This window comes from Micromonospora humida (assembly GCF_016901255.1).
Lineage (GTDB): Bacteria > Actinomycetota > Actinomycetes > Mycobacteriales > Micromonosporaceae > Micromonospora > Micromonospora wenchangensis.
This window is the reverse complement of record NZ_JAFEUC010000001.1, coordinates 548788-571135: the sequence shown is the minus strand read 5'-3', so window position 1 is coordinate 571135 and position 22348 is coordinate 548788. Positions and strand designations below refer to the sequence as shown.

The following is a 22348-nucleotide window of genomic DNA, read 5'->3' as shown; positions in this document are numbered from 1 at the left end:
ACACCAGTCCCCACACACCTCGTGACCCGAGCGGAGGAGGCATCAGTGCGTACCCTGCTGGTCGACAACTACGACTCCTACACCTACAACCTGTTCCAGCTCATCGCCGTGGTCAACGGCGTCGAGCCCACCGTCGTCCGCCACGACGACCCGGCCGTGGCCACCCTGGATCTGCGCCGGTTCGACAACGTGGTCATCTCGCCCGGACCCGGCCGACCCGACCGGGAGAAGGACTTCGGCTTCTCCGCACAGGTCATCGCGGAGTCCCCGGTGCCGGTGCTCGGCGTCTGCCTGGGCCACCAGGGCATCGCCTCGGGCCACGGCGCGGCCGTGCACTCCGCGCCCGTACCCCGGCACGGGCACCTGGCGTCGATCACGCACGACGGTGACGGCCTGTTCGCCGGCATCCCGCAGCACTTCACCGCCGTGCGGTACCACTCGCTGTGCGTGTCGGACCTGCCCCCGGAGCTGGTGGCGACCGCCTGGGCCGAGGACGGCGTGATCATGGGCCTGCGGCACGTCGACCGGCCGATGTGGGGGCTCCAGTTCCACCCCGAGTCGATCTGCACCGAGTACGGGCAGACCCTGCTCGGCAACTTCCGCGACCTGACCCGGGCCCACCAGGCCCGGGAGAGCATCCAGGTGGCCGCCCCGCCGCCCATCGCGGCGCCGACGCACCAACTGCACGTGCGCACCCTCGGCTGGGAGACCGACGCCGAGCAGGCGTTCACCAGGCTGTTCCGGGACTCGACCCACGCCTTCTGGCTGGACAGCGCCCGGGTCGAGGAGGGACTGTCCCGCTTCTCCTACCTCGGCGACGCCTCCGGGCCGCTGTCCGAGGTGGTCCGCTACGACGTCGGCACCGGCGCGGTCGAGGTCGCCACGGCGGCCGGCGCCCCGACCCGGGTGCCCGGCACCATCCTGTCCTACCTCCAGCAGCGGCTGGAGGCCATCCACCTCGACTCGTCGGCCCTGCCCACCGACCTGACCTGCGGCTACGTGGGCTACTTCGGCTACGAGCTGAAGGGCGACCTGGGCGCTGCCGGGCCGCACCGCGCCGACACCCCGGACGCGTACTGGATCTTCGCCGACCGGTTCGTCGCGGTCGACCACCGGGACCGGCAGACCTACCTGGTGGCGCTCTCCGACGGCAGCGAGGGCAGCGACGACGCGGCACGGGACTGGGTCGAGGCCGTCGCCGAGCAGCTCACCGCCATCCCCGAGGCGGGACCGGTCACCCCGCTCACCCCGCCGCCGGTCGACACCAGCTCGCTGGTCGCGTCGCTGGAGCGGGACCGGGAGCAGTACCTGGCCGACATCGCCGCCTGCAAGCAGGAACTGGTCGCCGGGGAGAGCTACGAGATCTGCCTGACCAACGGGCTGCGCCTGCCGCGTCCCCGCGACGGGTTCGCCTTCTACCGGGCCATGCGCCGGTACAACCCGGCCCCCTACTCGGCCTACCTGCGGCTGGGCGACATCGAGGTGGCCTGCTCCTCCCCGGAGCGCTTCCTGCGGCTGACCGCCGACCGGGTGGTCGAGACCAAGCCGATCAAGGGGACCGCGCCCCGGCACCCCGACCCCACGGTCGACGCGGCACTGCGCGACGAGCTGACCACCAGCGACAAGACCCGCGCCGAGAACCTGATGATCGTCGACCTGCTCCGCAACGACCTCGGTCGGGTCTGCGAGGTCGGCAGCGTCACCGTCCCCAAGCTGATGCAGACCGAGTCGTACGCGAGCGTGCACCAGCTCGTCTCGACCATCCGGGGCCGCCTGCGGGCCGAGGCCACCGCCGTCGACTGCGTCGAGGCGTGCTTCCCCGGCGGCTCGATGACCGGGGCGCCGAAGCTGCGGACGCTGGAGATCATCGACGGGCTGGAGACCACCGCCCGGGGCATCTACTCCGGTTCGCTGGGCTTCCTGAGCTGCAACGGCACCGCCGACCTCAACATCGTCATCCGCACCGCGGTGCTGTCCGGCGACGGCATGCGGGTCGGCGCCGGCGGGGCCATCATCCTCGACTCCGATCCGGAGGGGGAGTTCGACGAGATGCTGCTGAAGGCCGCCGCCCCGTTGCGCGCGCTGCTCAGCGGCGGCTACCGGGAGGACGTCGATGTCTACCAGTGATCCGCTGTCGGTGTGCATCGTCGGCATGGGGCCGCGTGGGCTCTGCGTGCTGGAGCGCCTGGTCAGCAACGCCGCCGCCGACCCCGACCGGCCGGTACGCGTCGACGTCGTCGACCCGTACCCGCCCGGGGCGGGCCGGGTGTGGCGGGCCGACCAGTCCGACCGGCTGCTGATGAACACCGTGGCCTCCCAGGTGACCGTGTTCCCCGACTCGACCGTGGAGCTGGCCGGTCTGCTCCGGGAGGGCCCGAGCCTCTACGAGTGGGCCCGGTTCCAGGTGCTGATGGGCGACCTCGGCCAGTTCCCGGCCGACGTCGCCGAGGAACTGCGCGCGGTGGGACCCGACACCTACTCCACCCGCCGGCTGTTCGGCCACTACCTGGCCTGGGTCTACCGGCGGGTGGTCGGCACCGCGCCGGCCAACGTCACCGTCCGCGCCCACGCCACGGTCGCCGTCGCGCTGTGGGACGAGTCCGACGGCAAGCAGTGCGTGCAGTTGCAGACCGGCGACCGGCTCCCCGGCCTGGACGCGGTGGTGCTGGCGCAGGGCCACTACCCGGTCACCCCGACCCCGCAGGAGCAGACGCTCGCCGAGTTCGCCGTCGAGCGGGGGCTGACGTACATCCTGCCGGCCAACCCGGCCGACGTGGACCTGTCGATGGTGCGGCCCGGCGAACCGACCCTGCTGCGCGGGCTCGGGCTCTGCTTCTTCGACTACCTGGCACTGCTCACCGAGGGACGCGCCGGCCGCTACGTCCGCGCCGACGACGGCCGGCTGACCTACCTGCCGTCCGGGTTGGAACCGCAGTTGCTGGCCGGCTCCCGCCGCGGCATCCCGTACCGGGCGCGGGGCCGCAACGAGAAGGGCGCACACGGGCGGCACGAGCCACGGGTGCTCACCGTCGCGCTGGTCGAGCGGCTGCGCGCGGCCCGGGACACCACCGCGATGGACTTCATGACCGACCTGTGGCCGCTGATCGCCAAGGAGGTGGAGACGGCCTTCTACGTGGCGGTGCTGCGCCGGGCCGGCTGCCGCGGCAAGGCCCGCCGGTTCGAGGCCGAGTACCTCCAGGTACCCCGGGGCGACGCGCGGGAGGAGGAGATCCGCCAGCACTTCGGGATCACCGAGCGGTGGGACTGGGACACGGTGCTGGACCCGGCCCGCGACGAGACCTTCACCGGGTCGGCGGCGCTACAGGAGTGGATGCTGCGCTACCTCGACGAGGACGCCCGCACGGCGGAGGAGGGCAACGTCAGCGGCCCGCTCAAGGCGGCCATGGACGTCCTGCGTGACCTGCGCAACGAGGTCCGCCTCGCCGTCGACCACGGCGGTCTGCGGGGCGCCTCGCACCGTGAGCACCTGGACCGCTGGTACACCCCGATGAACGCCTTCCTCAGCATCGGCCCCCCGGCCCACCGGGTCGAGCAGCTGGCCGCGCTCATCCGCGCCGGTGTGCTGCGGATCGTCGGGGCCGAGATGCGGGTGACGCCGTGTCCCGAGCAGGCCGGGTTCCTCGTCGAGTCGCCCCGCACGCCGGAGAGCCCGGACGTGGTGACCGCCATGATCGAGGCGCGGCTGCCGGAGGTGGACCTGCGGCGTACCGCCGATCCGTTGCTCGGCTGGATGCTCGCGCACCGGTCCTGCGCGCCGCACGTGGTGCCCGACCGGGAGGCCGGGCCGCACGTCACCGGCGGGCTGGCGGTGACCGGCCGGCCGTTCCACCCGGTGTCGGCGGCCGGTGAGCGACACACCCGTCGCTTCGTGTTCGGGGTGCCCACGGAGGGTGCACACTGGGCCACCGCGGCGGGCGCGCGGCCGGGCGTCAACTCGGTGATGCTCGGCGACGCGGACGCGATCAGCCTGTCGGTGCTCGCCCTCACCGCGCAGGCGGCCACCACGACGGGAGCGGTGACGACATGACCGAAGGCTTCGACCACGGGCTGCTTAGCCCCGGCAGCGCCGGCCGGGGCATCGAGGACGCCGTCCGGGACCGGGCGGTCCTGCAGGCGATGCTCGACGCGGAGGCCGCCCTGGTGCGGGCCCAGGCCCGGCTGGGGGTGGTGCCCGGGGAACACGCGGACACCATCACCGCCGTCGCCGACGCCCACCGGATCGACCTCGACGCGGTGGCCCGCAGGGCGACCGAGACGGCGAACCCGGTGGTCGCGGTGGTCGCCGCGCTCACCGAGCTGGTCACGGCGCTGGACCCGGCCGCCGCGGAGTACGTGCACCGCGGCTCCACCAGCCAGGACATCCTGGACACCGCGCTGATCCTGGTGGCGGAGCGTGCGTTGCGGGTGATCGACGCGGACCTGGCCGCGACCGCCGACGCGCTGGCCACCCTCGCCGACCGGCACCGGGGCACGCCGCTGGCCGGCCGGACCCTGACCCAGCACGCCGTGCCGACCACGTTCGGCCTGAAGGCGGCGACCTGGCTCTCCGGCGTCCTCGACGCCCGGCAGGCGATCCACGCCCTGCTCACCGAGGGGCTGCCGGTGCAGCTCGGCGGGGCCGCCGGCACCCTCGGGGCGTACCTGGAGTTCGCCCGGCTCGCCGGGGACACCGACGACGGCTACGCCGAGAAGCTGATCCACGCCTTCGCCGAGGAACTCTCCCTGGCCGAGCCGCACGCGCCCTGGCACACCGTGCGGACGCCCCTGCACGCCGTCGCGGGCGTGCTGGGGCTGACCACCGGCGTGCTCGGGGCGATGGCGGCGGACGTGCAGGTCATGGCGCGTACCGAGATCGGGGAGCTGGCCGAGCCGACCGGCCCGGGACGCGGGGTGTCCTCGGCGATGCCGCACAAACGCAACCCGGTGCTGGCGACCCGGATCCGGGCGGCGGCCACCCAGCTGCCGATGCTCGCCGCGACCGTCGCGCACTGCCTCGTCGCCGAGGACGAACGCCCGGGCGGGGCCTGGCATGCCGAGTGGCAGCCGTTCCGGGAGGCGTTGCGGCTGGCCGGTGGGGCCGCCGACGCGGCGGCCGAGCTGGCCGGCGGGCTGACGGTGTTCCCCGACCGGATGCGCGCCAACCTCGACCTCGCCGGGGAGTTCATGGCCTCGGAACGGTTGGCCGTGCGACTCGCCCCGCTGCTGGGCAAGGCGGTGGCGAAGGAACTGCTGACCACTCTGACCGGCCGGGCGGTGCAGACCGGGCAGCCGCTGCGCGACCTGGTGACGGCCGACCCCCGGGTCACCGCCGTCCTCGACCCGGCCGAGGTCGCCACCCTGCTCGACCCGGCCGGCTACGTCGGTGCCGCCGACCTGCTGGTGGACCGGGTCCTGCACCGCTACCGGACGGTCGGCGCGCGGTCGGCCCTCGCGACCGAGGGCCGGCGGCCGTGAGCGGGCCGGGCCCCCTGGCACGTCCGGTGCTCGGCGCGCCGATGGCGGGAGGAGTCAGCACGCCCGCCCTCGTCGCGGCCGTCGGCGACGCCGGGGGGCTCGGTTTCCTGGCCGCAGGCTATCTCCGCCCGGCGGACCTGGCCGCCGACATCGACCAGGTCCGCCGCAGCACCACCGCACCGTTCGGGGTCAACGTCTTCGTGCCGGAGTCCCGGCCGGTGGACCGGGCCGCCGTCGCCCGGTTCCGGGAGGCGTTGCTGCCCGAGGCGGCCCACCGGGGGGTGACCCTGCCCGAGCCGCCCGAGCGGGACACCGACCACTTCGCCGACAAGATAGAGGTGGTACTGGCCGCGCGGGTGCCGGTGGTCAGCTTCACCTTCGGCTGCCCGTCCCGGGCGGTCGTCGAGCGGCTGCACGCCGCCGGGTCGCAGGTCGTCGTCACGGTCACCGACGTCGCGGAGGCGCGGGTGGCCGTCGCGGCCGGAGCCGACGCGCTCTGCGTGCAGAGCGCCGACGCCGGCGGGCACCGGGCGAGCTTCACCCCCGAACGCCGCCCCGACCCGCAGCCGGGCACGGCCGAACTGGTCGGCACGGTCCGGCGGGCCGTCGCGGTGCCGCTGATCGCCGCCGGGGGGATCACCGACCCGGCGCAGGTCGACGCGGTGGTCGCGGCCGGCGCGTCGGCGGTGCAGGTCGGCACCGCGCTGCTGCTGACCCCCCAGGCCGGCACCCATCCGGCGCACCGGGCCGCGCTGACCGAGCCCGGCCGGCCCGGCACCGTCGTCACCCGGGCCTTCTCGGGCCGGCCGGCGCGGGGGCTGCGCAACCGGTTCGTCGACTCCTTCGACGCGCTGGCCCCCGCCGCCTACCCGCAGATCCACCACCTGACCAAACCGTTGCGCGTGGCGGCGGCGGCACGCGGCGACGCCGAGCACATGGCGCTCTGGGCCGGCACGGGCTACCGGTCCGCCCGGCCGGAGCCCGCCGGTCGGGTGGTCACCCGCCTCGCCGCCGCCGTGGCCGCCGCGACCCCACCGCATCCCGCACCCCGTTGACCAGCCGTACCCCCGAGGAGGACCCGATGCCGCACATCAACATCAAGTTTTTTCCGGTCGACCTGCACCGGGACACCGAGCAGCAGCTCGTCGACGAGCTGACCGAGGCGGTCACCACCGCCTTCGGGTGCAGCCCGAACGTGGTGTCCATCGCCCTGGAACCGGTGGAGGAGCAGCGCTGGCAGGCGCAGGTCTACCAGCCGGAGATCGTCGAACGGCAGCACCTGCTGCGCAAGGTGCCGAACTACTGACACCCCGGCCCCTGGAAGAGGTGGAGACCGCCATGGCGCAGCCGACCCGTACCCTCGCACCGAGACCGTTACCCAGCATCGCCGACGGCATCGACGACCTCGTCGGCAACACACCCCTGCTGCGCCTGCCCGTCGCGCACCGGGCACCCGGTGCCGAGGTGCTGGCGAAGCTGGAGTGCGCGAACCCGGCCGCCAGCGTGAAGGACCGCGCGGCGCTCTACATGCTCCGCGCGGCGGAGGCCGACGGGCGGCTGCGCCCCGGCGGCGTCGTGGTGGAGGCGACGTCGGGCAACACCGGCATCGCGTTGGCCGCCCTGTGTGCGGCGCGCGGGTACCGCTGCGTCATCGTGTTGCCGGACAACGCCACCCCGGAGCGGATCGGCCTGCTGCGCCGGTTCGGCGCCGACGTGGTGCTGACCCCCCGCGAGGCGCGTTACCAGGGCGCGGTCGACAAGGCCGAGGAGATCTGCGCGATGACGCCGGGCGCGTGGTTCGTCCGGCAGCACGACAACGACGACAATCCCCGGGCCCACCGGGAGACCACCGGCCCGGAGATCTGGACCGACACCGGCGGCCGGGTCGACGTTTTGGTCTGCGGGGTCGGCACCGGCGGCACGCTCAGCGGCACCGCCGGCTACCTCAAGGAGCGCAACCCCGCGCTGCGGGCGGTCGCGGTGGAGCCGGCGGGTTCGCCGCTGCTGTCCGGGGGTACGGCCGGCACCCACGCCATCCCCGGTTTCAACGGCGGGTTCGTCGCCCCCACCACCGATCTGAGCCTGATCGACGAGGTCGTCACCGTCACCGACGACGAGGCGGCGGACACGAGCAGCTGGCTGGCCCGCCGCGTCGGGGTCCTCGCCGGGGTGTCCTCCGGGGCGGCCACCCACGTGGCGCTGCGGGTGGCCCGTCGGCGCGACAGCGTCGACAAGCGGATCGTCGTCATCCTCCCCGACACCGGGGAGCGCTACCTGAGCATGTGGTCTGAGCGTCCGTGAGACGCCGGAGATTCGGAGGGGACGGTCCCGTGCGGACACTGCTACTCGTCGGTGGCGTCGACGACACCGCCGTCGCGGCGAAGGAACTCGGTCTGCGGGTGCTCCTGCTCCAGCACCCCACCAAGATCACCGAACGGCAGCGGCAGGTGGCCGACGTCGTGGAGGTGCTGGACTACACCGACTGGACGCTGACCGCGCCGGTCGTGACCCGGCTGCACCAGCGGTGGCGCATCGACCAGGTGGTGTCGCTGACCGAGCCGGGCCTGGACATCGCGGCCCGCGCCCGTGACCTGCTCGGCCTCGACGGCACCAGCTACCCGGTGTCCCGCCGGTTCCGGGACAAGCTGGCCATGCGGCGCCACCTGGTCAGCCGCGACGCCGAGGCGGTCGCGGCGGCCCCCCTGCGCGACTTCGACGACCTGCGCGCCTTCGGCGTCCGGCACGGGTACCCGTTCGTGGTGAAGCCGACCGCCGCCACCGCCAGCATCGGGGTGTTCCGGGTCGACGACCCGTCCGGACACGAGGCCGTGTGGGAGCAGGTGTGCCGGTTGCGGGGGACCCGCACCGACCGGGTGTCGACCCTGCTGGTGCTCGACGACTTCCTGATGGAGGAGTACGTCCACGGCCGGGAGTTCAGCGTCGAGACGTTCAGCTTCGCCGGCCGGCACGTGGTCGTCACGATCACCGAGAAGATGACCGACCCGGGCCACTTCGCCGAACTCGGCCACGCCGTGCCGGCCCGGCTGACCGAGGACGCCTGGGACCGGGTCGGCGAGTGCGTCGCCACCTTCCTCGACCACCTGGGCTTCACCGACGGCCCCTGCCACACCGAGGTCCGCCTCAGCGGTACCCGGGCCCGCATCATCGAGGGCCACCACCGCTACGGCGGCGACGCCATCCCCGAACTCGTCCGCGCCGTGTACGGCATCGACCTGGACCGGCTCGCCGTCGGCTGGCCGTTCCGCCTGGTCGACCCGTTGCCGGACAGCCCCGCGCCCCGGGGTGCGGGCTGTGTGCGTGCCGTCGTCGGCCCACCCGGTCGGGTGCTGTCCGTCGAGGGGGTGCCGGAGGCGGCCCGCCAGCCCGACGTCCTGGCGGTCCGGATCAGTGCCCGGCCCGGCGACGAGGTGCGCCCGCTGCGGGACAACTGGGACCGGCTCGGCCTGGTCGCCGTCACCGGCCCCACCGTCGTCGCCGCCGCGCAGCGGGGCGCGCGGCTCGTCGACGAGTTCATCCGCATCCGCATCCGCGACGACCGGGGTGCCGTGCACCTGGCCCGGGTCGCCGAGGTGCACCAGCTGACCGGGGCGGTGGGGTAGGTGAGCGTGCTGATCCTGCACCGCAATCCGCTGGAGCCGTTCCCGTACCGGGACTGGCTGGCCGACCACGACCAGCCGGCGGTGCTGCTCGCCGCCCGCGACAAGATCGAGTCCTTCGGCGAGGAGATCCCGACCGACACCCTCGGCCTGGCCCACCTGGAGGTGCTCGACCACTACGACCGGGACGTGGCGGCCCGCGCCACCGCGCTCGCCGCCCGCCACCGGCCCCGGCACGTCGTCGCCCTGCACGAGGCGGACCTGGAACTCGCCGCCGAGCTGCGGGCACGCTTAGGGCTGCCGGGCCCTCGGCCCGCCGACATCCGGCCGTTCCGCGACAAGCTGCTGATGAAGCAGCAGGCGGTGGCCGCCGGCATCGAGGTGGCCCCGCACACCCTGGCGACCACGGCCGGGCAGGTACGGGCCTTCGCGGCCGACCACGGGTACCCGGTGGTGCTCAAGCAGCGGGCCGGCTACAACTCCGTCGGGTTGCGCATCGTGCGCTCCGCCGGGGAGCTGCCCGCCCACCTGGACGAGCTGTACCGCGACGGCGACCGCGACGACCTGCTCGTCGAGCGGTTCGTGCCCGGCCGGATGTGCCACGTCGACGGGTTCGTCCGGGCCGGCCGTACCGTGCTGGCCTGGCCGTCGCAGTACCAGTACGACCTCGCCTCGTTCGGCAGCGATCCCGGCCCACGCATCGACGTGACCCTCGACCCGGACGACCCGCTCACCGGGCGGCTGCTCGACCTCGTCGACCGGGTGCTGGCCGCCCTCACCCGTCGGCCCGGTGCGCTCACCGACCACGCCTTCCACGCGGAGGTGTTCCACACCCCCGACGACCGGCTGGTGCTCTGCGAGATCGCCTGCCGCAGCGGCGGGGCGAAGATCCGCGAGGTGTTCGAGGTGATGTTCGGCGTCAACCTGGCGGAGGCGGAGCTGCGTACCCAGTTGGGGCTGCCCGTACCGGCGTTGGACCGGCTCAGCGGCGACGCCCGCCCGCGTCCGCGCAGCATGTCCGGCCAGATGCTGATGATGAAACGTCCCGGGCTGGTGCGCACGGTGCCCAGCCCGCCGACCGAGCCGTGGGTCCGCCGGTTCTGGTGCTGGGCCCGGCCCGGGCAGGTGATCCCGCCGGCCGCCGGGTCGGCCGACTTCCTCACCGCCGCCGTCGCCGCCGCCCCGACCCGGGTCGAGTGCGAGGCGCGGCTACGCCGCCTCGGCGACCGGGTCGCCGCGCAGATCCAGATCGGGGAGGCGTCGTGACCGGCCGGGGAGTCCAGGCCCGCTACATGGCGGCGATGGTGATCGACGCCACCGGCAGCGGCATGTACCTGCCGCTGTCGCTGATCTACTTCCAGCACAGCACCGGCCTGTCCGTGGGACGGGTCGGCGCGATCGTCAGCGCGGCGGCGGTGCTCGGCCTGATCGCCAACCCGCTGACCGGGGTGCTCGTCGACCGGTTCGGCGCACGCGCCGTGGTGGTGGGCGGCTACCTGCTGCGCGCCGCCGCCTTCGCCTGCTATCCCCTGGTCGACTCGGCGGGGCCGCTGTTCCTGGCGGTGCTGGTGGTGGCGTTCGGTGACGTGTCGTTCTCCCCGTCGGTGCACTCGCTGGTCGCGGAGATCGCCAGCGGCAGCGCCCGGGACAAGCTGATCGCCGCGCAGCGGAGCCTGCGCAACGCCGGGCTCGGCGCGGGTGGTCTGCTGGCCGGGGCGGCGCTCACGGTGCGGGCCGACCGCGCGTTCACCGTGATCGTGCTGACCAGCGCGGTCGCCTTCACCGTCGCGGCCGGGCTGATCCGCGCGATCCCCGTGCACCGCCGGTCCGGCGGCACCGCCCGGACGACGCAGGGTCGGGGCTACCGGCTGGTGGCCCGCAACCGCCCGTTCCTCGCTCTCACCCTGCTCAACGTGCCGACCGCGTTCGGCTACATGGTGCTGGCGGTGAGCCTTCCCGTCTACGTGACGCTGCACCTGGGGCAGCCGGCCTCGCTCGTCGGCGCGCTCTACGCGGTGAACACCATCGGCATCGCGGTGGCGCAGATCCCGGTCACCCGGGCGTTGACCCGGTTCCGCCGGTCCAGGGCCGTGGCGGCCGGTGCCGGCGTGTTCGGGCTGTCGTTCGTGTCGTTCGCGGTGCTCGGCGCGACGGCCGGCGGCGCGGTCCTGCTGGCCGGGGTGTTCGCCGCGACCGCGCTGTTCACCGTCGGGGAACTCCTGCACGGGGCGACCGCGTCCGCGCTGGTGGTCAACGCGGCCCCCGAGCAGACCCGGGGCCGGCACCTCGCCGTCTACCAGCTGTCCTGGGCGGTGCCGGGCGCGTTGGCGCCGGCGGTGCTGACCGCGCTGCTGTCGCTGTCGCCGACCGGCATGTGGCTCGTGCTGGCGGCCGGTGTGGTGGTGTCGGCGGTCGGCGTGCTGCGCCTCGAACCTCACCTGCCCCCGGCGGCGGTCCGGGCGCCGGCCGCGCCGCAGACGGGCGACGGGCCGACCCCGCCGTCACCCGGGGACACCGCCCACGGCGGTCCGGCCGCCGACCCGCCCGGCGGTCCCGCCGCCACTGATCCGCCCGGCGGCGTGCCCGCCGCCGGTCCCGTACGAGTCAGGGAGAGTCACTGATGGGAGTTGCCAGCTGGGTGGTCCTCACCGGCGACGATCCACGGCACGCGCCACCGGCAGCCGCCGGCCAGTGCGGCTGGGTGAGTCAGATCGCGCCCCTGATCACCGAGTTCAGCCGGCCGGGGGACCTGGTGCTCGACCCGTTCGCCGGGTGGGGTACCAGCCTCGTCGCGGCCTCGGTCACCGGCCGGCGCGGCATCGGCCTGGAGATCTCCCCGGACCGGGCCAAGCAGGCGACGCGCCGCCTGGAGGCGTACCCCGGCCAGGTGATGATCTGCGGTGACGCCCGCCGGCCCCCGGTGCCCGACCGTAGCGTCGACTTCCTCGTCACCGACCTGCCCTACTTCGGCACCGCGCTCGACACCGACTCCCCGGTCGACGGCCAGTTCTACGCGCTGCGCGACTACTCCGCCTACCTGACCGCCCTCGACCACGCCTTCCACGCGCTGGCCCGGGTGCTCAAGCGGGGCGCGTACGCGGTCGTGGCGGTGCAGAACCGGCGGGTCGCCGACCGGTTCGTGCCGCTGGCGTGGGATGTCGGCCGGGTGCTCGGCGGTCACCTCACCCTCGGCGACGAGCGCATCCACCTCTATCCGCGCCCGGTCACCGAGGGGGACCCGATGGTCAACAACCGGGGGCACGAGTACCTGCTCGTCGCGCGGAAGCGGTAGCCGCCGTTCAGGAGCCGACACCCACGCCCAGGGCACGCTTGTCCGGCTTGCCGCTCGGCCCCACCGGCACCCCGGCGATCACCTCGACGGTCGTCGGGACGGCGGCCGCGCCCAGGGCCGCCGCGACCCGGGCGCGCAGCCGGTCGACGTCCACCGGGTCACCGCCGGCCGGCACCACGTACGCGTGCACCGCCTCGCCGGTGACGTCGTCGGGGCGGCTGACCACGTACGCCTCGGCGACGGCGGGGTCGGTGGCGAGCACCCGCTCGATCGGGCCGGCGTAGACCAGGTTGGCGTTGACGATGATCACGTCCCGGGCCCGGCCGGACAGGTGCAGGTAGCCGTCGGCGTCCAACCGGGCCAGGTCGCGGGTGCGCACCCAGCCGTCGGTGAACACCTCGGCGGTCTCGGCCGGGTCGCCCCAGTAGGCGTCGGCCTGCGCCGGGGTCCGGACGAAGAGTTCACCCTCGGTCGCCGGCCGGCCGTCGGCGTCCCGGACGGACAGGTCGACCACCGCCGGGGCGCGCCCGACCGAGGCGAGCCGGCGCGGGTCGGCCAGCAGCTCAGCCGGGGTGACCATCGAGATCATCCCGGTCTCGGTCTGCCCGTAGCCGTGGAAGACGACCGGGCCGAGCACGTCGAGCGCCTCGGCGAGCCGGGACGCGGTGAGCGGGGAACCGGAGACCACGAGCGCCCGCAGGCTGCCCAGGTCGACCGGGTCGGCGCGCTGGTCCCGGACGAGCTGGTGCAGCTTGCCGACGGTGATCACGCTCGCGGTGGCCCGGTGCCGGGTGATCATGCCGGGGAATCCGGGCGGGCGGGCGGCGACCAGGGTGCCCCCGGCGGCCAGGGTGAGGATGCCGTACTCCAGCATCACCTGGCTGCTCAGCGAGCCGAAGACCAGGTAGCGCCCCAGCCGGGGGGCGAGTTCGGCGATCGCCGGTGGCCACCGGTCGGGGTGGGCCGCCCAGGCCGCGCTCATCGCCGCGTACGTCTGGGCGCAGCCCTTGGGATGGCCGGTGCTGCCGCTGGTCCAGGTGATCCGGGCGACGTCGCCGGGCCGGCCGGCGGCGACCAGCGGGCTGCCGTCGTCGGTGGTCCCCGCCAGCGTGGCGAGCCGGGCGTCGTCGACGAGCAACGCGTCGTCGCTGGCGAGCAGCCGGTCGAGTTGCGCCGGGGTCAGCTCCGGCCGGATGCCGGACACCCGCGCGCCGACGGTGAACGCGGCGAGGACACCGGCGAGCGCCTCCGGGGTGACCCCGATCCGCAACGCCACCGCCCGACCCGGCCCGATGCCGGCGGCCCGCAGCCCGCTGGCGATCCGCCGGACCAGGTCCGCCAGCTCGGCCGCGCCGACGATCCGGTCGCCGTCCTCGAAGACCGGCCGGTCGCCACCGGTGGTGAGCAGCCGCAGCACGGGCTGCGGCCACAGCTCACCACCGGCGGCGGCCCCGGACCGGTCGCGGTCCGCCGACCCGCGACCGGTCCGGTCGTGCCCGCCGTGCCGGCCGGGCCCCGTGGCGCGAGGGTCGGCGTCCGCCGCGCCACGGCCGTCGTGGTGGTGCTCAGCCGGCATCGGACAGGACGCCCTTGAGGAACAGCGTCAGGGGCTGCTGGTGCACGCCGGGCAGGTCCCAGTTGTTCTCCAGGTTCTCGGCGAGGTGGTGGGTGGCGACGACCTGCCCGCCCCGGTGCACCCGGACGACGGGGTGCAGGTAGCTGGCGTCGTGGGCGCGTTCGGCGTCGTTCTCGGCGATCCGGGGCACGGTGATGTCGAACGGGTCGACCTGGTCGTGGTCCGGGCCGTACTCCAGGGTGGTCACCACCGCGAACGGCTCGGGCCCCAGGCCGCCGTCGAGCAGGTGGGCCACGGGCACCTCCTCGTGGTAGCGCGCGACGCCGTCGGCGATCACGACGACGTCGCCGAGGACGGTGAACTGCTGCCACAGCGCGGAGGTGCGGTTGATCCGGGCGATGATCGCGTCGGTGATCGCCTCCGGGGTGGCGTCCACTGTGGTGGCCGGCCACGGTGTCCCGTGGTACCGGGCGTCGAGCATCCGGTGCAGGGCGCGTACGCCGTACCGGAAACCGTGGATGAAGCCGTTGGTGGAGCGCTTGAAGTCGCGTTGCTGGGTGAGGGTGCCGGCGAAGAACAGGCCGGGCACGTTCACCGACTCGAAGCCGGAGGTCTGCTCGGGGAAGCGGTCGTTGATGACCAGCCGGGGCCGGGCCGACGGGTCGAAGATGTCCGCGTCGAACCGGAAGCCGGTGCACAGGATGATCCGGTCGTAGTCGATCTGCCGCAGCGACTCGCGGGTGCGGGCGTACCGGAAGTCGATGCGGTAGCCGCCGTCGTCGCGGCGGGCGATCCGCTCGACGGTGCCGTCGAGGACCGCGTTCTGCGACTTGAGCTGGTAGGTGTCGAGGAAGTTGTTGTTCACCGCGCGCAGGTGCCCGACGTAGTGCGTCTGCCAGGCCAGCCGGATCGAGTGCGGGCCGGCGACGTGGATGACGGCGGCGGTCTCGACCAGGGCGTCGGCGGTCTCGAAGGCCGAGTTGCCCTTGCCGATGATCAGGACCCGCTGGTTGGTGAAGTCGTCCGGGTCGACGCTGACGGTGTCGTAGCGTTCGGCGAGTTCGACGCCCTCGATCGGCGGGACGTAGAGCTTCGAGACGCCGGTGGCCACGACGACCCGGCGGGCGGTCAGGGTGTCGTCGCCGGCCTCGACGGTGAACAGGTCACCGTCGCGGGCGATCCGGGTGACCCGGGTGTCGTAGCGGACCCGCAGCCCCTGCGCGAAGGCCGCGAGATAGCGCACCATGTCGTCGGCGTCAGGGAAGTAGCGCCGGCTGAAGTTGCGGAACAGCAGCGCCGGATCGTCGGTGAGCAGCGAGTTCCAGTCGGAGCGCAGGTTGAACTCCGGATCGTCGGAACCGGTCCAGACCTTGTTGATGGAGATCAACTGGCGGTGCCGCGGGTAGCGGCCGAAGAACGTGCCCGGCGCCGGCCCGGCCTCCAACACCAGATGGTCGCGGCCGTCGCGCTCCAGCAGGGCGGCGAGTTGGAGCCCGGCCGGCCCGGCTCCGATGATCAGGTAGTCGAGCGTCATGCGGCGCACCGTATCGGCCCGATTTCAAAGCGTTCTGAGAATCGCTCTCTAGGGTCCGGTCGCATGACGACAGAGGTTGATCTCGCGGCACCGCTGCGGATCGCCGACCTGAGCGCCGCCCGCGACCCGGTCCGGGTCGTGGTCGGCGCTCAGGTCCGCGACCGGGTCACCCGCACCCGCACCTTCCTGTCCGCGGTGCTCGGCGAGGACCGCGCGGTGTACGGCAGCACCACCGGCTTCGGTGCCCTCGTCGGGTACGCCGGCCGCGCCGACCTGCGTGACCAGGCCGACAACACCCTCGCCCACCTCGGCGCGGGCCACGGCCCGGATCTCGCCCCGGAGATCGTCCGGGCGACCGTGCTGGTCCGGGCCTGGTCGCTGGCCCGGGGCGCGTCAGGGGTGTCGCCGCACGTCGTCGACGCGTTGACCGCGATGCTCGGGACCACCTTCGTGCCCGCCGTGCCGAGGTGGGGTTCGGTGGGCGCGAGCGGGGACCTGATCCCGCTGGGCGCGGCGGCCCAGGCGCTGCGCGGTCGCGGCCACGCCTACCTCGACGGGGTACGCCTGCCGGCCGCGCAGGCGCTGGAGAAGGCCGGCCTGACCCCGCTGCCACTTGACGGACGGGACGCCCTGGCCCTGGTCAACGGCACCTCGCTGACCACCGCGGCGACGGCGCTGGCGTTGTCGGCCGTACGTGCCGCGCACCGGGCGGCGCAGGTGCTCACCTGCCTGCTGGCCGACCTGCTCGGCTGCGACCCGCAGTTCCTCGACGCCCGGCTGCTGCGCGCGTACGGGCACCCGGGCGCGATCGACGTGGGCGCGCGGATGCGGCAGGTCGGCGAGGGGTTGGTCCCGTCGGGCAGGCGCGCGTTGCAGGAGCCGTACAGCATCCGGTGCGCGCCGCAGCTGCTCGGCGCGGCCGAGGACGCGCTGCGCCACGTCGATTCCGTGGTCACCGCCGACCTGGGCAGCGTCAGCGACAACCCGCTGTTCTTCCCCGACGACGACCTCGTGGTGCACGGCGGCAACTTCTTCGGCCAGCCGGCCGCGTTCGCCGCCGACCTGCTGTCGATGGTGGTGGCGCAGGTCGGCAACCTCGCCGAACGGCAACTCGACCTGCTCGTCGACCCGCACCGCAACGGTGGCCTGCCGCCGATGCTGGCCGCCGGCCCGGGGCAGCAGCACGGGCTGCAGGGCGTGCAGTTGGCCTCCACCGCGCTGATCGCCGAGATCCGCCGGGACGCCATGCCGGCGAGCATGCAGAGCCTGCCGACCAACCTGCACAACCAGGACGTCATCCCGCTCGGCACCCAGGCCGCCCTGCGGGTCTTCGACCAGGCCGGGCTGCTGCGGCTGATCGTCGGCTCGTTGGCGCTGGGGCTGCGTCAGGCCGCGTACGTGGGGGCCCGCACGCCCACCGCCCCGGGCTGCGCCCGGGTGCTGGCGGCGCTGGTCGCGGCGATCCCCCCGGTCGACCCGGACCGGCCGCTCGACGGCGACGTCCGGCGGGCCGCCGACGTGATGGACGCACTGGAACTCCCGTTGACCCCTCTCACCCTGGATGGCCCGTCGTGACCCTCGACTGTCTGATCATCGGAGCCGGCCCCGCCGGCCTGCAACTGGCCGCCCTGCTTCAGGCCGACGGCCGGCGTGACTACCTGGTGCTGGAGGGCGCGGACATCCCGGGCGCGTTCTTCGCCACCTATCCCCGGCACCGGCAACTGATCTCCATCAACAAGCCGCACACCGGCTCCGACGATCCGGAGTTCAACCTGCGGCTGGACTGGAACTCGCTGCTCACCGACGATCCGGCGCTGCGGTTCACCAGGTACACCGAACGGTACTTCCCGGACGCCGACGTGATGGTCCGCTACCTGGCCGACTTCGCCGCGCGGACCGGGGTGAAGGTGCGCTACGGCGCGCGGGTCACCTCGGTGTCCAAGGTGGACGGGATCTTCGAGGTGCACGCGGGGGAGACCTTCCGGGCCCGGCGGGTGGTCGTCGCCACCGGCGTGTCCCGGCCGTACCTGCCGGACATTCCCGGGCTGGAGCTGGCCGAGCAGTACGCGGACATGCCCGTCGACCCGCGCGACTACCTCGACCAGAAGGTGCTGATCATCGGCAAGGGCAACTCCGCGTTCGAGACGGCGGACAGCCTGATGGAGACCACCACCCTGATCCACCTGGCCGGGCCCAGCTCGGTGCGGATGGCCTGGCGCACCCACTACGTCGGGCACCTGCGGGCGGTGAACAACAACTTCCTCGACACCTACCAGCTCAAGTCGGCCAACGCGATCCTGGACGGCACCGTCCGGCGGATCACCCGCGACGCCGACGGCTACACGGTGACGTTCGCGTTCTCCCGCGCCGACGAGGTGACCAAGGAGCTGCGCTACGACCGGGTGCTCGTCTGCACCGGGTTCGCCTTCGACGCGTCGATCTTCGACGAGTCGTGCCGGCCGGAGCTGGCGATCCGGGACCGCTTCCCGGCCCAGACCGCGCAGTGGGAGTCGGTGAACGTGCCCGACCTGTTCTTCGCCGGCACCATCACCCAGCAGCGGGACTTCAAGCGCTCGACCAACGGGTTCATCCACGGTTTCCGCTACGCCGTACGGGCCCTGCACCGGATCCTCGAACGCCGGTACGGGGACACGCCGTGGCCGACGGAGAAGCTGGACGCGACCGGGGCGTCGATCGCCGACGCGATCATCGCCCGGGTCAACCGCACCTCCGCCCTGTGGCAGCAGTTCGACGTCCTCGCCGACGTGGTGACCGTCGCCGACGCCGACGCGCGCTACCACGAGGAGGTGCCGGTGGACTACTTCACCGAGACCGGCCTGCGCACCGCCGACCACGACTACTCCGACGCGTTCGTGGTCACCCTGGAGTACGGCCCGGAGCACGACCAGGTGGACCCGTTCGACGTGACGGTGAAACGGGTCGCGCAGGACGTCGTCGGTGCGGCCCACGACGCGGCGTACCTGCACCCGGTCGTCCGCCACCACCGGGGCGGCCGGGTCGTCGCGACCCACCACCTGGCGGAGAACCTGGAGAACCGGTGGGACCGGCCACAGGTGCACGTGACGCCGCTTGCCGCCTTCGTCGACAGGTGCCTGCGCGGGGCCGGGGACTGACGTGCCGGCCCTCGACGAGGTGGCGCTGAACCTGGCGGACGTGGCCGCCGCCGCCCGCCGCCGCCTCGACCCGGTGCACTGGGACTTCTTCGCGGGCGGGGCCGGCGACGAACGTACCCTGCGGGCCAACGAGGCGGCCTTCGCCCGACGCTTCCTGCTTCCCCGGGTGCTGCGCGCCACCGGCGACCGGGACCTGCGGATCTCGCTGCTCGGCAACGAGGTCTCGATGCCGGTGCTGGTCGCGCCGACCGCGTTCCACCGGCTGGCCCACCCCGACGGCGAGCTGGCCACCGCCCGTGCCGCCGCCGAGGCCGGCACGGTCATGGTGGTGAGCATGGCGGCCACCCGGCCGGTCGAGCAGATCGCGGCGGCCGGCGGGACGCTGTGGTTCCAGCTCTATCCGCACACCGACCTGGAGTTCACCACCACCGTGGTCCGGCGGGCGGTGGCCGCCGGCTGCCGGGCCCTGGTCGTCACGGTCGACTCGCCCGTGTTCGGTCGGCGCGAGCGCGACCTGCGGCACGGATTCGTCGACCTGCCACCCGGCATGGTCTGCGAGAACATGCGTGACGCGGACGGCCGGGTCCGGGACATCGAGATGAACGCCCGGGCGAGCTGGGAGCTGGTCGCCGTGCTGCGTCGGCTCACCACGGTGCCCATCCTGCTCAAGGGGGTGTTGCACCCCGAGGACGCCCGGCTGGCCGTCGAGCACGGGGTGGACGGGGTGGTGGTCTCCAACCACGGCGGCCGGCAACTCGACGGGGTGACGGCCACCCTGGACGCGTTGCCGGCCGTCGTGGCGGCCGTCGGCGGGCGGCTGCCGGTGCTCGTCGACGGCGGGCTGCGGCGCGGGGTCGACGTCCTTGTCGCATTGGCGCTGGGGGCGACGGCCGTGCTGGTCGGCCGCCCGGTGCTGTGGGGGCTGGCGGCGGGCGGCGCGGCCGGGGTGCGGCACGTGCTCGACCTGCTGCACGCCGATCTCGACCGGGCGTTGGCGCTGGTGGGCGTCGCGCGGCCGGGCGACCTGGGCGCCGACCTGGTCACCACGGGAGCCCCGGCGTGAGCGCGCCGGTGCTGTGCGGCGTGCTGCTCGTGGCGGGGGTGGTCGGCTGGACCCTGCCCCGGTGGCTGCCCCCGGCGGTGGTGCGGCTGCGGCAGTGGGTGTTCGCCCGGGTCAACGGCGAGGAGGGCATCCCGGTGCCCGGCCCGCTCGTCGACGTCGAGCACTTCGAGCAACTGTACGCCGACCCGGCGGCCGACGGGCGCAGCCGGGGCGCCGGCCTGTCCGACCTGTTCTGGTACTGGCTGTCGCCCGGCCCGCACATGCACCAGGAGCACCTGGAGCCGGGGGAGCGGTACCGGGCGGTGGCCGGGGTGACCCGGCAGGTGCTCGCGCTGCGACCGCAGCGCGCCGACGCGCTCGCCACCGCCGCCACCCGGCGGGTGCTCGACGAGCTGCCGGCCGGGCGGGTCCACGTCCGGTTGCGGGACCTGATGATGCCGGTGTGGGCGGAGGTCTTCCACGAGCTGATCTTCGGTGAGGTGTGCCCGCCGCAGGTCCGGGCGCTCTACGTCGCCAACGCCACCGACGTGGTCGCCGCCCTGAAGTGCACCGGCCTGCGGCACCTGGACCGGCGGGACCCGTTGACCCGCTACCTGCGGGGGCGTCTCGAGGCGGGCACCTGCCCGGTGACGTTGCCACCGCCGTTCACCACCGAGGAGACGGCCTGGTACCTGCACGGCGCGTTCGGCACCACGGCGGTGGTGCAGATGTCCGAGGCGATGGCGCACGTGCTGCTGGCCCTGGCCGGCCGGCCGGACCTGCAACGGGGCCTGGACGACGACGACGCGTTGGACCGGGTGGTCGACGAGACGCTGCGGGTGCATCCGCTCTTCGGCGTCGCGCACCGGATCACCTCCGCGCCGATCGGGTTGCCCTCCGGGGTGACCCTGCCCGCCGGGTCGGTGCTGCTCTTCAACTACCTGGCGTTCCAGCGCAGCGGACCGGCCGGCGACGAACGGTTCGACCCGGACCGGTGGCGCACGCTGCGCCGCCGCGACGCCCGGTTCATCCCGTACGGCGTCACCGCGAACCGGGCCTGCCCGGCGCGCGGGGTGGCGCCGGTGATGCTGCGCGCCGCGACCCGCGAGGTGCTGCGCCGGTACGCCCTGGCGTCCTCGGCCGCGCACAGCCGGTCGCTGCCCAGCCGGGGCCCGGCGTACCTGACCCCGGTCGGGGTGGCCGGCCCGGGGCGGCTGCGGTTGGCCGCGATGCGGTGGCGGGACCGCTGGGCCGACGTGGGTCGCAGCGTCCGGCAACTGGTGTTCGGCGCCTGGATGGTCGTCGACGCCCGGCGACAACGGTTGTGCACCACCTACTTCGAGGAGGCGGTACGGTGACCCCCACCCAGTTGGCCCCACGGTTCTTCATCGCGGTCGCGGTGATCCTGATCTTCTGCAAGGCGGTGGCCTGGCTGCTCGGCAAGGTGGGTCAACCCGCCGTGGTCAGCGAGATGCTCGCCGGTGTGCTGTTGGGCCCGTCGCTGCTCGGCCTCGTGCTGCCGGACGTGAAGGACGCCCTGTTCCCGACCGCGCTGCTGCCGGTGCTGTACGTGGTGGGCCAGGTCGGCCTGGTGCTGTTCATGTTCCAGGCCGGGTACGCCTTCAGCGCCCACCGGGTGACCGGCCTGGCCGGCACCGCCGGGCTGGTGTCGCTGGCCGGGGTGACCGCGCCGCTGGTCCTGGGGGTGGGCCTGGTCCTGCTCACCGCGGACGCCGTGCCGATGCGGGCCGAGGGGACGTCGATCGGGGTCTCGGCGGCGTTCGTCGGGGTGGCGTTGGCCATCACCGCCTTCCCGATGCTGGCCCGGATCATCACCGAACGCGGGCACGCCGGCACCCGGCACGGCACGTTGTCGTTGGCCAGCGGCGCGATCGACGACATGGTCGCCTGGATCATGCTGGCCGTGGTGCTGGCGTTCGCCTCGGGCCGGGCCGGGCCGGCGGTCGTCACCGCCGGTGGGGCGGTGCTGTTCGGGCTGGTGCTCTGGTTGGGTGGGCGGCGGGTGACCACCGCGCTGATGACCCGCCCCGGCCTCAACGACTCCGCCCGGGTGCTCGGCACGGTGGCCCTGCTCTTCCTGGTGGCCTGGTACACCGACGAGATCGGGCTGTACGCGGTGTTCGGCGCGTTCGCGGTCGGCGTGGTGATGCCCCACAACGCGAACACCGACCGGGTGGTGGACACCCTCACTCCGGTCGCCGCGACGGTCTTCCTGCCGCTGTTCTTCACCTATTCGGGGCTGCGGACGGAGTTCGGGCTGCTCGGCAGCCCGCCGGTGCTGCTGTTCGCGGCGGCCTGCGTGACGGCGGTGATCGTCGGGAAGTTCGGTGCCTGCTGGGCGGCGGCCCGGCTGCGGGGCGAGTCGCAGGGCGTCGCGCTGCGGGTGGGCGCGTTGATGAACGCCCGGGGTCTGATGCAGCTCATCGCGCTCAACGTCGGCCTGGAGGCGGGCATCGTGAACGCCTCGCTGTTCACCGTGCTGGTGCTGGTGGCCCTGGTCACCACGATGATGACGACCCCGCTGCTGAGTTGGATCGAGCACCGGGAGGCCCGTCGGGGCGACGACGTCCGGTCACGGACACTCGCGGCGGTGAAATGACAAAAAGATAGCTATCACTTTTTAGGCTTCCCCTGTGGGATTGTGGAGGCATGCACGG

At 73.8% G+C, this 22348-nt stretch carries 17 protein-coding genes; 15 read left to right on the top strand and 2 right to left on the bottom strand.

Features of this window, described 5'->3' with window-relative positions; genetic code table 11:
• The first annotated feature begins 45 nt into the window (after positions 1-45).
• From pabB to JQX11_RS02340, 10 genes are read left to right on the top strand one after another with little or no spacing between them, the layout of a single operon-like run.
• Positions 46-2127, top strand: coding sequence for an aminodeoxychorismate synthase component I (pabB, locus tag JQX11_RS02385; RefSeq protein ID WP_204923246.1), 2082 nt, complete (start codon positions 46-48; stop codon positions 2125-2127).
• Entirely contained in the window at positions 2114-4048 is a 1935-nt protein-coding gene (locus JQX11_RS02380) for an FAD/NAD(P)-binding protein (RefSeq protein WP_204923245.1), read from the top strand. Before pabB ends, JQX11_RS02380 begins: the two co-directional genes overlap by 14 nt.
• Positions 4045-5475 carry a 3-carboxy-cis,cis-muconate cycloisomerase gene (gene pcaB / locus JQX11_RS02375; RefSeq protein ID WP_204923244.1) on the top strand — a complete coding sequence of 477 codons (1431 nt, stop codon included), beginning with the start codon at positions 4045-4047 and terminating at the stop codon, positions 5473-5475. Before JQX11_RS02380 ends, pcaB begins: the two co-directional genes overlap by 4 nt.
• A complete protein-coding gene (locus JQX11_RS02370; RefSeq protein WP_307826027.1) occupies positions 5472-6530 on the top strand; it encodes a nitronate monooxygenase in 1059 nt (352 codons plus the stop codon). The genes pcaB and JQX11_RS02370 overlap by 4 nt, the downstream gene beginning before the upstream one ends.
• Positions 6531-6556: 26 nt before the next feature.
• Positions 6557-6781 (top strand): tautomerase family protein, encoded by a 225-nt coding sequence (locus JQX11_RS02365; RefSeq protein WP_088647261.1) that lies wholly within the window; start codon positions 6557-6559, stop codon positions 6779-6781.
• 32 nt (positions 6782-6813) lie between these two features.
• Positions 6814-7776 carry a cysteine synthase A gene (cysK, locus tag JQX11_RS02360; RefSeq protein WP_204923242.1) on the top strand — a complete coding sequence of 321 codons (963 nt, stop codon included), beginning with the start codon at positions 6814-6816 and terminating at the stop codon, positions 7774-7776.
• A 29-nt stretch (positions 7777-7805) separates the two neighbouring features.
• A complete protein-coding gene (locus JQX11_RS02355; RefSeq protein ID WP_204923241.1) occupies positions 7806-9095 on the top strand; it encodes an ATP-grasp domain-containing protein in 1290 nt (429 codons plus the stop codon).
• Entirely contained in the window at positions 9096-10358 is a 1263-nt protein-coding gene (locus JQX11_RS02350; protein ID WP_204923240.1) for an ATP-grasp domain-containing protein, read from the top strand.
• On the top strand, positions 10355-11713 hold the full coding sequence (locus tag JQX11_RS02345; protein ID WP_204923239.1) for an MFS transporter: 1359 nt from the start codon (positions 10355-10357) through the stop codon (positions 11711-11713). Before JQX11_RS02350 ends, JQX11_RS02345 begins: the two co-directional genes overlap by 4 nt.
• On the top strand, positions 11713-12384 hold the full coding sequence (locus JQX11_RS02340; RefSeq protein ID WP_204923238.1) for a TRM11 family SAM-dependent methyltransferase: 672 nt from the start codon (positions 11713-11715) through the stop codon (positions 12382-12384). Before JQX11_RS02345 ends, JQX11_RS02340 begins: the two co-directional genes overlap by 1 nt.
• Positions 12385-12391: 7 nt before the next feature.
• Here the strand turns inward: JQX11_RS02340 and JQX11_RS02335 are convergent, their stop codons facing one another.
• Entirely contained in the window at positions 12392-13960 is a 1569-nt protein-coding gene (locus JQX11_RS02335) for a class I adenylate-forming enzyme family protein (protein ID WP_204923237.1), read from the bottom strand.
• On the bottom strand, positions 13950-15494 hold the full coding sequence (locus JQX11_RS02330) for an NAD(P)-binding domain-containing protein (protein ID WP_204923236.1): 1545 nt from the start codon (positions 15492-15494) through the stop codon (positions 13950-13952). Before JQX11_RS02330 ends, JQX11_RS02335 begins: the two co-directional genes overlap by 11 nt.
• A 63-nt stretch (positions 15495-15557) precedes the next feature.
• Here JQX11_RS02330 and JQX11_RS02325 point away from each other — a divergent pair, with 63 nt between their 5' ends.
• From JQX11_RS02325 to JQX11_RS02305, 5 genes are read left to right on the top strand one after another with little or no spacing between them, the layout of a single operon-like run.
• On the top strand, positions 15558-17069 hold the full coding sequence (locus tag JQX11_RS02325; protein WP_204923235.1) for an aromatic amino acid ammonia-lyase: 1512 nt from the start codon (positions 15558-15560) through the stop codon (positions 17067-17069).
• Positions 17066-18628, top strand: a complete 1563-nt coding sequence (locus JQX11_RS32890; protein WP_204923234.1) for an NAD(P)-binding domain-containing protein — start codon at positions 17066-17068, stop codon at positions 18626-18628. The genes JQX11_RS02325 and JQX11_RS32890 overlap by 4 nt, the downstream gene beginning before the upstream one ends.
• 1 nt (position 18629) lies before the next feature.
• Positions 18630-19691, top strand: a complete 1062-nt coding sequence (locus tag JQX11_RS02315; RefSeq protein WP_204923233.1) for an alpha-hydroxy acid oxidase — start codon at positions 18630-18632, stop codon at positions 19689-19691.
• Positions 19688-21028 (top strand): cytochrome P450, encoded by a 1341-nt coding sequence (locus JQX11_RS02310; protein ID WP_307826026.1) that lies wholly within the window; start codon positions 19688-19690, stop codon positions 21026-21028. The genes JQX11_RS02315 and JQX11_RS02310 overlap by 4 nt, the downstream gene beginning before the upstream one ends.
• Positions 21025-22290 carry a cation:proton antiporter gene (locus tag JQX11_RS02305; protein WP_204923232.1) on the top strand — a complete coding sequence of 422 codons (1266 nt, stop codon included), beginning with the start codon at positions 21025-21027 and terminating at the stop codon, positions 22288-22290. Before JQX11_RS02310 ends, JQX11_RS02305 begins: the two co-directional genes overlap by 4 nt.
• The last annotated feature ends 58 nt before the right edge of the window (positions 22291-22348 follow it).

Coding starts and splice junctions, on each gene's coding strand:
- JQX11_RS02340 (WP_204923238.1), top strand. CDS start 11,713: ATGGGAGTTGCCAGCTGGGTGGTCCTCACCGGCGACGATCCACGGCAC.
- JQX11_RS02335 (WP_204923237.1), bottom strand. CDS start 13,960: ATGCCGGCTGAGCACCACCACGACGGCCGTGGCGCGGCGGACGCCGAC.
- JQX11_RS02365 (WP_088647261.1), top strand. CDS start 6,557: ATGCCGCACATCAACATCAAGTTTTTTCCGGTCGACCTGCACCGGGAC.
- JQX11_RS02325 (WP_204923235.1), top strand. CDS start 15,558: ATGACGACAGAGGTTGATCTCGCGGCACCGCTGCGGATCGCCGACCTG.
- pcaB (WP_204923244.1), top strand. CDS start 4,045: ATGACCGAAGGCTTCGACCACGGGCTGCTTAGCCCCGGCAGCGCCGGC.
- cysK (WP_204923242.1), top strand. CDS start 6,814: ATGGCGCAGCCGACCCGTACCCTCGCACCGAGACCGTTACCCAGCATC.
- JQX11_RS02330 (WP_204923236.1), bottom strand. CDS start 15,494: ATGACGCTCGACTACCTGATCATCGGAGCCGGGCCGGCCGGGCTCCAA.
- JQX11_RS02380 (WP_204923245.1), top strand. CDS start 2,114: ATGTCTACCAGTGATCCGCTGTCGGTGTGCATCGTCGGCATGGGGCCG.